Origin of the sequence: Pseudoalteromonas sp. PS5, from assembly GCF_004103255.1 — a bacterium.
Classification (GTDB): domain Bacteria; phylum Pseudomonadota; class Gammaproteobacteria; order Enterobacterales; family Alteromonadaceae; genus Pseudoalteromonas; species Pseudoalteromonas peptidolytica.
This window is the reverse complement of record NZ_RCSQ01000040.1, coordinates 23,707-35,515: the sequence shown is the minus strand read 5'-3', so window position 1 is coordinate 35,515 and position 11,809 is coordinate 23,707. Positions and strand designations below refer to the sequence as shown.

Below are 11,809 nucleotides of genomic sequence, written 5' to 3'. Positions count from 1 at the left end.
TTTTGCTATTTAGTTGTTCTAAATGAGAAATTTTTAACGCTGTTAGCGTCAGATTTACTCCTTCAAATTGAGCAAGTATTAAGTCAAATTGGTATTACACCTTAGCAAATGCCACAGTGATTTCAACCTCATTGAAAAGGCCAACCAGCGAGGAGTGAAATTCATTTGCTTAATCAAGTAGATTATTTTGACCAAATAGTAGGCTCATTCGTTAAGTTTTAGTGTTTATCATAAAGTCACGCTTTGTTGTTATTTTAACCATTTGATTTTATTAAAAGCTTTCAGTGGCTTAATAATTGCTTAATACCTAGCACATCAACGAAATGGAACCTCATGTTATGTCTGTACCACTACAAGATAGGCCTCTCGAGTCAGTTAGAGAGGAAATCATCGACCAGCTAATACTCAACTATAGCCATGGTGAACTATCAGCTGAGGCGTTCGAGAGAAGATTAGATCAAGCCTACAATTTACAAGAACACCAAAAAATTGCCGCATTGAGTGCCGACTTACCACTCAAGTCAGACCCCAGATATCACAGTGAAAAAGCAGCTCGGTTGGGACCAAAGTTTACCTCATCGACTGAGGATGTCGAAAAAATGCACATGACTTCAATGTTAGGGTCAAGCCACCGCAGCGGTGAATGGGTTGTTCCCAAGGAAATTCATTTAAAAAATTATCTCGGTAGTATTGAGTTGGATTTTACTTGCGCTATTTTTAGCCACCCTGAAGTACATATTTACATGGACTGCATTCTAGGCAGTGGCGAAATCTATATTCCTGATTCAGTGGATGTGATAACCGATATAAACAATATTATGGGCTCGGTCGAAAATACACGAAATACCTTAGCGACAAATACCCAAGTAAAACAACGCCCTCGCATATATATTAAAGGTAGAACCATTTTGGGAAGTCTTGAGGTCAGTGTAAAACGCTCAATGAAAATGCAGTTAAAACAGTTTGCAGACGGGCTAAAGTCTTTGTTCAGTGATCAATCTAACTCAAAATACTAAATGAAAAAGCCCCTTAGTTGGTCACTAGGGGGCTTTGGTGTGCATATTCAGTGTTACTTTTCTACTGGAAAGCCTCTATCACGCATTAATGCTTCAACTTTGGCGTCACGACCTCTGAACTTTCTATACGCCTCGGCTGGATCCATTGCGTTACGTACCGAGAACAGATAATCCACCAGACGCTGTGCAACGTCTTTATCGTAGAAACCGCCAGGAGAGTCAGCAAAAGCTTCTGCAGCATCAGATGTTAATACCTCAGCCCATAGGTAACCGTAGTAGCCTGCAGAGTACCCTTCACCAGAGAATACGTGACCAAAATGTGTCGTGCGATGACGCATAACCACTTCACTCGGCATGCCTAGCGCATCTAACTGTGACTTTTCAAATGCAACTGGGTCGCCAATTTTGTCTGGATCCGTTGTGTGGAACAACATATCCATAATCGCTGAACCTAAGTACTCAGTCGTTGCAAAACCTTGATTAAAGGTCGCTGACTTTTTAATTTTCTCGATAAGTGCCTTAGGCATAGGCTTGCCTGTTTTATAATGTACTAAGTAACGGTTAATTACTTCATCAGTTGCAAGCCAGCGCTCCAATAGCTGTGACTGGAACTCTGTATAGTCACGCACACCAGAGTTAGAGCTTGGGTATTTCACATTCGATGATAGTGCATGAAGTGCATGGCCAAACTCATGGAAGTAAGTTTCAGCATCAGACCAAGAGATAAGTGTAACTTCTCCTTCTGGTGCTTTTACAAAGTTAGAGTTATTTGAGCTCAACACATTGGTTTTACCATCAAACGTGGTATGACTGCGATACGATAATGCCCAGGCTCCAGAGCGCTTACCTTTACGTGCAAATGGGTCTAGGTACCACAGGCCGATATTTTCACCTGATGTTTTGTCGGTCACTTCCCACACCCGAACATCTGGGTGGAAAACGGGTACCGACCCATCGGTGATTTCAGTAAACTCAAAGTTAAACAGACGACCCGCAACATAGAACATCGCCTCGCGCAGGTTATCCAATTGTAAGTAAGCCTTCACTTCATTTGAATCTAACTGATATTTAGCTTGGCGTACTTTTTCAGCGTAAAAACGATAATCCCATGGCTTAATAGTGATCTTGGCTCCTTCTTTATCAGCGATAGCCTGCATATCCGCAACTTCTTCTTCTACACGAGCAATCGCTGCTGGCCACACTTTCTTCATCAGTGCCATGGCATTTTCTGGCTTTTTGGCCATACGGTCTTCAAGACGCCACTGAGCATAATTCTCGTAGCCCAGTAAATTAACACGTTCGTGTCTGAGCTTTAAGATTTCAGAAATAATAGCTTTATTGTCAAACTCACCGCCATTGTTGCCACGGTTATAGTAGTTATTCCAAACTTTTTCACGTAGCTCACGTTCTGTTGAGTAAGTTAAAAATGGATCCATCGAAGAACGAGAGTTTGTAATCGCGTACATCCCTGACTTACCTCGCGCTTTCGCTGCAGCCGCTGCAGACGCCACAAATGACTCAGGCAAACCTGACAGCTGCGCTTCACTGAGGTAAACAACATAGTTTTCTTCGTCAGCAAGTACATTATTCGCAAATTTTGTGTGTAGTTTTGACAACTCAAGATTAATGTCTGCATAACGCTTAGCGTCATCACCTGTGAGGGTTGCACCATTACGTGCAAAGCTATTGTAGCGCATCCAAGTAATACGCTGCTCTTCCGCAGTTAGCTTTTTATACTCTGCGCTTTCATACACCGTTTTCACTCGTTCAAACAGCTTTTGATTTTGTGTGATCTTAGAGCTAAATTCAGAAAACTTTGGTACTACTCGCGACTGAATTTCTCTAAACTCAGGACTTGAAATATTTGAACTCCACAGACCGTAGTAGGTAAAAACACGATCTAAAGCTGCACCAGTGCGCTCTAATGCCACAATTGTATTATCGAAATTAGGCTCTGCTGGGTTGTTCGCAATCGCTTCAATTTCTTTCAGATTATCTGCCATACCGATTTCAAGAGCGGCTTCTAAATCACTCAGTTTCATTTTATCGAACTGAGGAACACCTTGATAAGGGCCTGAAAATTCCTGTAACAGCACATTATCATACTGTTTGTCTTGAACTAATTTGACCGGCTCAGCCGTTTTGTTAGTAGTACCTGCGCAACCAGCAAGGGCTACACACACTGCAGCGCTTAATAATGTGATAGAAGGTTTGAACATAATATTTCATCGCTTGTTGTTATCTTGAAGGGAAATATTACGGATTGCCTTCAAAAGTGCAATTGCTTTGCGGGTAAAACCTGATTCTACGCGATAGAGCAGCAAGAAGTGCACTCATCGGCTGCAAAATGGGTTAATCTCAACAGTTACGCTGTATAAATAGCCCAACGCTTAGCGCAAAACCAAAAGCTTTTTTCATGGATTGTTACAATTTACCTTGAAAAATTAGCTGAAATCAGCCAAGTTAGTAAAAAACTGATCTGTGAGAATAGATAATGGAAGTAGGCATTTTCATATACGATGGCGCAGAATGTTTAGACTTTTGTGGTCCATTTGAAGTATTCAATACAGCAAAACGCTTTATAGATACTCCCATTAACGTCAGCCTAGTTGCACCTACTCATATCCCCGTCACAACAAGGGGTGGAATGAGTGTAAACCCCCATTACAGCATACATTCACATCCTAAATTCGATTTACTTATTGTCGTTGGAGGACTTCACCACAAAATTTGTGGAAACCACAATGTGCTCAATTGGCTTGCAGAAACCGCAAATCATACTTCACAGTGTGCATCAGTTTGTACTGGCATATTTTTGTACGCAGAGGCCGGTATTATAGATGGCAAACGTGTCACAACACATTGGCAAGATCTCGATGATTTACGTGAGCAATATCCTAGCCTAGAAGTCATTGAAGACACACGATTTGTGATGGATCAAAATTTTACTAGCTCAGCGGGTATCTCTGCTGGTATCGATATGAGCCTGGAGCTTGTGAAAAAGCGCTTTGGGCAGGCTATCGCTCGAAAAACCGCGATGCAAATGGACTACGACTGGCCGAAATATCCTAACGAATAGTTCAGCCTAACTTTATACCAAACCCATTGTATCGCTTTGGTGCAATGACGCCAGAATTTACGGAAGATTTCTACACAATAAATTTTGTTAATTAATCCCTTGTGAGCGATAAAACCTCGTGATAGCGCCATCCACGTTTCTTGATGGCACAAGGGGAACTGTATCCATACAACCAAACACTTTACTAACTTTTAGCGTGTTGTTGCTCTAGATCTGCAACTCGATTTTTTACAAACTTAAGTACATTCTCATACTCTATTTGCGCAGCTGCGAGGTGGGACTTACATTGACCAGCCTGATGGTTTCGGGCGTATGTTTCAATATTATCGAGCACATCAAACAACTTTTGAGCAGCCAAATCTCCAGCTTGCCCTTTCAGGTAATGACTGTATTTTACAGTTGCGTCACAGTTACTATTTTTAATGCTTAGTATTAGTTGCTGCATTTTACTTTCAGAGTCTTGTAAAAACAGCGCATAAAGCTGTTGTAACAGCTCGTAGTTTCCTGATAACCGCGCAAGTACCTCACTCTCTGAAATGGGGAGTTGTTGCCGTACCTCTTCATCGTCTTGGTTGCTAAATTCAAATGGTTGGATAAGCACCGAATCATCTTCTTTAGCATAGATGTTGAGGCTCTCTAGCACTGAAAATAGCTGCTCAATTACAACTGGTTTGGTCACAAATTCGTCCATACCTGCACTGAGACAGCGCTCTTTTTCTCCCGCCAAAGCACTTGCTGTCATTGCAATGATTGTTGTATTGCAAAAACACTCACCACCTTGCCCTTGACGAATAGCTCTTGTCGCTTGGTAGCCATCCATTCCAGGCATATTGCAATCCATAAAGATGGCATCAAAATTAACCCCTTGATCCTCAAATAATAATAGTTTGTTGATAGCATCCTGACCATCTACTGCAAATTGCACTTTAGCACCTTGTCCTTCTAAAATACCTTTAGCAACAATGCGATTAATTTGGTTATCATCAACCACAAGAAACTCGCACCCTGCTACCAAGTTGCCTGTAAGCGTTACTGCCTCTCCTGATTTCTTTAAGCTCGGCTGAAGGGTCACAGCTTTATTGAGGTCAAACACAGAGACAAACTCGCCCAACCTCACAGGTGCGGATATATGCACAATATTGTCAGAATCATTGATATGTTGCAGTTCATCGCCAACCAAAATCACCTTTTTGAACTCACTTGCTACTTGCTCTACCTGAGAAAACGCTTGTTTACTGGTTGCGATACAAATATCGCTTGGGCGAGCATGATCAACATGTTGCCCGCCAAACTTCGTGATGAGTTTAATCATGTAGTCCAACTCAACAGTCGTATCGCAAAAAACAGACACGGTTTTTCCAGCAAGAAAACTGGGGAGGTTGATAGCCTTAGCTTGTGATTTAGCAAACGGTAGCTCGAACCAAAATGCACTACCTTTATGCTTTTCACTTTCAAAACGAATATGCCCCAGCATCTTTTCAACTAATTGTTTACAGATAGAAAGACCTAGGCCTGTACCTCCGAACTCATTTGCGGTGTTGGTTGACTCTTGGCTGAAAGACTGGAACAGTTTATTATGGTTTGCTTTGTCTATACCTACACCTGTATCTTCCACTGCAACTTTAAGCCATACAGTATCGTCTGTCAGTTCAGTGGTGGCACTTAATTTAACATAGCCTTCTTTGGTAAATTTAATTGCGTTACTAAGTAAGTTATATACAACTTGTTTGACTCGCGCAGCATCCCCACATAATTCGATGTATTCGAGGCCTAGTTGGTCGACTATGTAAATTATCTCTTGCTCTTTGGCTTTGGTAGACATAGACAAGGCTACATGCTCAATCACAGAAAGTGGATTAAAAGGTTCATTATCAATCTCTAACTTTCCAGCTTCTATCTTTGATAAATCAAGCACATCATTGATCAGTGACAACAGTGTGGTTGAGCTAGTTTCCATCATTTCTAAATATTTTTGCTGATGCTTTGTTACAGGCTCCTTTCTAACCAAATTCAGCGACCCCAAAATACCGTTGAGTGGCGTTCTCATCTCATGACTAATAGTTGAGATAAAGGCACTTTTCACTTCTGAGGCTTTATCAGCTTTATCACGCGCATCTACTAGCTCCTTGGTACGCTCTGCGACTTCATTTTCAAGACGCTCATTCGCCAATAGCAATTGTGTTTCAGCCTCCTGTTGTGCGGTTATATCTTCAACAAACAATGCCACACCTTGGATCACTTGTTTACCACCATAAATTGGCGATAAATTCAGCGATAACCAACTGTTATCTTGACCGCTTTGAGTCAGCTTAATCGAGCGAGACTCGACTTCTTTGCCTTCAAGTACTTTACTTGCATTAGCATAAATAAATGCAGATACGGGGTCAGGTAGAAACTGCGGTTCACTCCTGAGCTTGGTATTATTCAATTTGTTAAAAAAAGATGTGGCCGACTCATTAAAACTTGTGAGCCGTAGAGTTTTGTCAAAACCAAGCACCCCATCTGATGCTCCATCTAAAATAGCTTTGAACTCTGCACGCGTTGAGTCAAGCGCTTGTAAACTTCGGGTATATTGCCAAAAAGCAAAGAAAATCAACGCAAACACACCACTGGCAACTGCAAGTAAACTATATGTTGTGAGTCGTTTTTCATTCAAACTTTGCTGGTAAATTGAAAATGGGATCAGATTGACTAATTTCGCTTTCAAGCTGCCAACGTTTACCCCTTCCACTTCATTAATTAATGCTAAAAAGCGTGCATTCGTTTCTTTGTCTTCCACTAGCTGTAGTTTGTTGTTCCATGGCTGCACTTGATAGCGGCTACGAAAATCTATATCCGGATTGAGATCTCTGCTGTAACGCAGAGCAAAGTCTGGATGATAAATAAATGAGTCGCCCTCTCCTAGCACTATCACTTTTTGCGTATTGGGTGCTTGTGAGACAATTTTATTTATCATTTTTTCTGCATTGGTGTTGATCACTAATATGCCGAACAAATCGTTATCAATATCGTAGGTGGGTAAGGTAAAACGCTTAGTGGGTTGAAACGGCAAAACAATTTGACCGCGCTCTTTGTTCAAATTAATTGACGTTGAGTAGATAGTTCGCTCAGGCAGTTGCAATGACTGCGTAAAATAATCATATTGGCTTTTATTTTGCAACTTGCTATCTAAAACCGTAATAACTTTTCCGAGTTGTCGCTCCACTCTGACTAGCTCCAGTCCAGTATGTGCATCCAATAACCGGATCTGAATCAGACCGTCGTAAGAATAAAGCATAGATCTAAAAATTGTGCTTAGTCGCGCTCGCCACACTTGTAAAGGCGTATTCTCCTGCGGGTCGATGCCATTATTTTTTTCAGCTCTGGCAATACCTTGGATAGGGGGCGTATCAAGTAGAAAGTACAAAAACCTTCTACTGGCATCAATTTCACTTAAATAGATATTATTTTGAGCTAAGTGCACTTGCTCCAAGCGCTGATAAAAACTGTCATTGAGGTCGTCTTGAATGTTATTTTCAAAATATAAAATAGCCCCGGGCAGAACCGCCAACAATAATACAATCGCACTTTTAGCAATATTGGAAGAAGACACGCTTTCTCCTTGATTTTGTGACCGCAGCATGTAATCCCTGCATCACCACTATAGCTCTATACCTAGACAGGCATTGATTTATACCAATTTGACTTAATACTTGCTCAATTTGAAGCTGTAAACTTGGCGCTAAATGCGTTGAAAATTTCTTATTTAAAACCACTAAATAGCAAAATTTTTACCGTGCCCGCACAAATGCAAAAACCTTGGCGATAGCAAAGCGTGGTAGCGAGACTATCGACAAAGTGTTCTCGCCTCAAAATAGAAAGCTTAACTAAGCGAATTGGTATAACTTAAAATCGCAACTTATCTCGCTTTTTATCCAAATTCAAAACTCAGTAAAACTGCGACGAACGTTACAGCAAACGATAATATTTGTTGACGCCAACACCGCCTCTCAACCTTCAGAATAGACGATGACGACGCCATAAAGCCACATAATCATCGCCTATTTAACTCTAGTCTAAATCAATACAAAGGCAATGTTGGCTCGCTTTTACAATGAAAGTCTGTGGCGGTTATGGCTACTCAGATAGTCAATATTGGGTCCTTCCGGTACTACCTGGGTCGGATTAATCATAGTGTGGCTAAAATAATAATGCCGTTTTATGTGCTCAAAATTGACGGTTTCAGCTATCCCAGCATGTTGATATAAGTCCCGCAAATAAGCACTAAGATTTGGATAATCTTCTATCTGCTTAATATTACACTTGAAGTGCCCATGATATACGCTATCAAACCGGATCAAGGTCGTAAATAGTCGCCAATCCGCTTCCGTTAACTGCCCTGCAACCAAGTACCGAGTGTTAGCAAGCCTAGTTTCAATTTTGTCTAGTGCCTCAAACAAATCATGAACAGCAATGCGATAGGCATCTTGTGTTGTAGCAAACCCTGCTTTATATACACCATTATTAATATTGTGGTAAACAAAGTCATTGATTTCATCAATTTCCCTTCTCAGCGCATGTGGATAATAGTCGCTACTATCTCCTGTGATGTGATTGAACGCATTATTGAACATCCGGATGATTTCACTCGACTCATTACTGACGATCTGTGCAGTTTGTTTATCCCAAAGTACGGGAACGGTTACTCTGCCTGAGTAGCTTTTATCATTTTTTGTATACAGCTGGTGCATAAATTCAAGCCCGTACACTCGTTCTCTAACCTCAGGGCGTTGACTTAAGAAACTCCAACCTTGGTCAAGCATATCAGGATCCACAACCGAGACATCAATATGCGCTTCTAACTGTTTGAGCTTTCTAAAAATAAGCGTACGATGTGCCCAAGGACAGGCTAGCGATACATACAAGTGATAACGACCAGACTCAGCTTTAAATCCACCCTTTCCTGTTGCTCCCTCACGACCATCGGGCGTGATCCAATTACGTAGCTTTGCAGATTCCCGTTCAAATTTGCCTTTGCTGCGCTTGGTGTCATACCATTTGTCGTGCCATTGACCATCAATTAATAGTCCCATGTAAACCCCCTATACAATGTCGCCAAAGCGACCCATTTGGTAGTCTCTCACCGCCTGTTGCAACTCTTCTTGCGTATTCATAACAAACGGTCCCATATGCGCTATTTTCTCGTTAATCGGTTGTCCAGCAAGGAGCAAGAAACCGACGTTATTTGTCGCCACCATATCAAGCAAAAAGTCTGAGTCTAATTCGATAAGCGTTTGCTCACCATAACTTTCCAATTGTCCGGTATGGATATAGATCATCACTTTAGCAAATTGAGTAATATCTACCTGTAAACGCGCTCCTTTTTGTAGCCACACATCAGCAAGTGCACTTTGACCAGCTAACTCTTGTAGCGCCGTCTTTAGCTGCACTTCTCCAACCTGCCATGTACCCGCTAGCGCTGTAAAATAACTTGTTTCGTCGAGCACTACTTGTTTTGCAGGTTGCTTTGTTGAATCTTGGTATCTGGGCGCCCGCATCTTTTCTTTAGCTGGCATATTCAACCAAAGCTGAAACCCATGCATCCCCTCTTTATCACTTAACGGCATTTCACTATGTATTACGCCACGCCCCGTACTCATCCATTGAACATCTCCGGCTTGGATTGCCTTACGATTGCCCATTTGGTCTTGGTGCTCAAATCCACCTTTCCTGATATACGTTAATGTTTCTATACCGCGATGTGGGTGAGGTGGAAAACCAGCCATAAAATCCTTCGGATCTTCCGACCTTAATTCATCAATCATTAGAAATGGATCTAAACTTTTTCCATCGAAACCTGCCACTCGGTTAATCTTTACACCAGCTCCGTCACTTGTTGCTTGTGCTTTTTGTATTCGACGTATCTTCATAATAATGTCTCAATATCTTTGTTGAGAATTAGCATAACAAAGCTGAAAAAGATTAAAATTAGTCAAATTTGGTTAGTACGTTCGATATAATAGAATGGAATAAACTTAGCCTATAATTAGATTAAATACTCAGCAGCACTTCACTCTGGTCTGAACAGTGATAATGCACGTCACAAATAACAATTTTTAACAGTAATAACACAATTATCTGACAAGCTTGAGAGGCTACAATTTAACTGCTACTAGGAGCAAAGGATGAAGTCTCTAATTATTTTGATGGCGCTAGCATTACTTACGGCGTGTAGTTCTACCAGTCCTGTCAGTGTAAACGCTGTTGCAGGCCCACCAACTAATCTAACTGTTGAAATTACTGAAGTAAGTAACACGAAAGGACAAATGCTGGTATTGTTATTTGACAACAGCGCCGACTACCACAGTGATAAGAATGTAAATGATCCCGATGCACACTTTTTTCGAAAACTGGTTGTCGCCCCAACTTCTCCCTTAACCACTGTTACTTTTGAGTCGGTACCAGCTGGTAAGTATGCCATTCATGTTATTCATGATGAAGACAGTGATGGTGGCATGGATCGAATGATTTTCCCATTTACAGGCATGCCTAGTGAGCCTTACGCCTTATCCAATAATATTCATGACAGTTTTTCAAAAGGTGATTTTGAAGAAGCGTTATTTACGGTCAAAGCGCCCAATACAAAAATACAACTTACGCTCTCTACACATTTATCAAAAGTCACAGGCCTTTAATATCTGAGGTTTTAACAGGTGTGGTGTTCATCACACCTGTCTTGCGTTTTCCACCTCTGACAATTGTCATTTTATTTTCTGACAACACTCACTGATATTCATTCCGTTACCTATACATACTGAAAATATACCTAGTAAATGGAATCAAGACCGTGAATAGCGCAATCGATTTATCAAATATCAATTTTGGATACCGAGACAGTAACCCCCTTTTAGCGGGGCTAAACCTTACCCTTCAACAAGGCCAAGTGCATGCTATTTTGGGACAAAATGGTGCAGGGAAGACTACTTTAATAAACATCATGCTCGGCAGAATAAAGCCAACATCGGGACAGGTTCGTGTACTTGGTCATCCTCCAGACTCATTATTTTGTCGCCAGCGTGTTGGCGCTATGATGCAGTTGGGCGGGCTGCCTCTGCATATCAAAGTGCGAGAGTTTATCGAGCTTTTTTCAAGCTATCATCAACACCCTACCCCATTGGATGACATTATCTCACTCTGTCAGCTCGAAGGTTTTTTACAGCAAACCTTTGATACGCTCTCTGGAGGGCAGAAACAAAGATTGTTTATGGCCATCGCGATGGTGGGCGATCCGGACATTATTTTTTTAGATGAGCCAAGCGTTGGTATGGATGTAGAATCGCGACAACAACTCTGGCAAGCCATTCTCGCGCTAAAGCAACAAAATAAAACGGTGTTGCTTACCACACACTATCTTCATGAAGCTGAGACACTGGCTGATGAATTATTGGTGCTAAGGGAGGGTAAGTGTACAAACCTAACCGATATACCAGAATTAGCTAACATCTACCCCCGTGCTCAAATAAAGTTTACCTGCGATTTGCCTGAGGTCACACTTCTTGACGCTCTCCCTATGGTAAATCTTAGTGTTGAAGGCAATAAGTTCACCATACTAACGAACGAGCCAAACCCCATTCTACAGCGACTATTAACGCAATTTGATGTTCACAATTTACAGGTAGCACCAATGAGCCTAGAAGAGGCTTACCTTTCTTTAATGAATAATGGAAATGCTTAA

At 41.4% G+C, this 11,809-nt stretch carries 8 protein-coding genes; 4 read left to right on the top strand and 4 right to left on the bottom strand.

What is annotated here, in order from left to right; genetic code table 11:
* Nucleotides 1-338 precede the first annotated feature (338 nt).
* The gene (locus tag D9603_RS05565; protein ID WP_125252528.1) at nucleotides 339-1,016 is read left to right on the top strand and encodes a LiaF domain-containing protein; all 678 of its coding nucleotides are present in this window, start codon (nucleotides 339-341) and stop codon (nucleotides 1,014-1,016) included.
* A 53-nt stretch (nucleotides 1,017-1,069) separates the two neighbouring features.
* Here the strand turns inward: D9603_RS05565 and D9603_RS05560 are convergent, their stop codons facing one another.
* On the bottom strand, nucleotides 1,070-3,235 hold the full coding sequence (locus D9603_RS05560; RefSeq protein ID WP_125252527.1) for a M3 family metallopeptidase: 2,166 nt from the start codon (nucleotides 3,233-3,235) through the stop codon (nucleotides 1,070-1,072).
* 275 nt (nucleotides 3,236-3,510) lie between these two features.
* Here D9603_RS05560 and D9603_RS05555 point away from each other — a divergent pair, with 275 nt between their 5' ends.
* Complete coding sequence (locus tag D9603_RS05555; RefSeq protein ID WP_125252526.1) at nucleotides 3,511-4,095, top strand: DJ-1/PfpI family protein; 585 nt, start codon at nucleotides 3,511-3,513, stop codon at nucleotides 4,093-4,095.
* A 184-nt stretch (nucleotides 4,096-4,279) separates the two neighbouring features.
* Here D9603_RS05555 and D9603_RS05550 read toward each other — a convergent pair whose 3' ends face one another.
* The 3 genes from D9603_RS05550 to D9603_RS05540 form a co-directional block, all read right to left on the bottom strand.
* Entirely contained in the window at nucleotides 4,280-7,687 is a 3,408-nt protein-coding gene (locus D9603_RS05550) for an ATP-binding protein (RefSeq protein WP_128730581.1), read from the bottom strand.
* Between the two features lie 496 nt (nucleotides 7,688-8,183).
* Nucleotides 8,184-9,167: a glutathione S-transferase family protein gene (locus tag D9603_RS05545; protein WP_128730580.1), complete on the bottom strand. Its 984-nt coding sequence runs from the start codon at nucleotides 9,165-9,167 to the stop codon at nucleotides 8,184-8,186.
* A 9-nt stretch (nucleotides 9,168-9,176) separates the two neighbouring features.
* Nucleotides 9,177-10,004, bottom strand: coding sequence for a pirin family protein (locus tag D9603_RS05540; protein WP_125252523.1), 828 nt, complete (start codon nucleotides 10,002-10,004; stop codon nucleotides 9,177-9,179).
* Between the two features lie 255 nt (nucleotides 10,005-10,259).
* Here D9603_RS05540 and D9603_RS05535 point away from each other — a divergent pair, with 255 nt between their 5' ends.
* A complete protein-coding gene (locus tag D9603_RS05535) occupies nucleotides 10,260-10,769 on the top strand; it encodes a DUF2141 domain-containing protein (protein ID WP_125252522.1) in 510 nt (169 codons plus the stop codon).
* Nucleotides 10,770-10,921: 152 nt separating this feature from the next.
* Nucleotides 10,922-11,809 carry an ABC transporter ATP-binding protein gene (locus D9603_RS05530; RefSeq protein WP_128730579.1) on the top strand — a complete coding sequence of 296 codons (888 nt, stop codon included), beginning with the start codon at nucleotides 10,922-10,924 and terminating at the stop codon, nucleotides 11,807-11,809.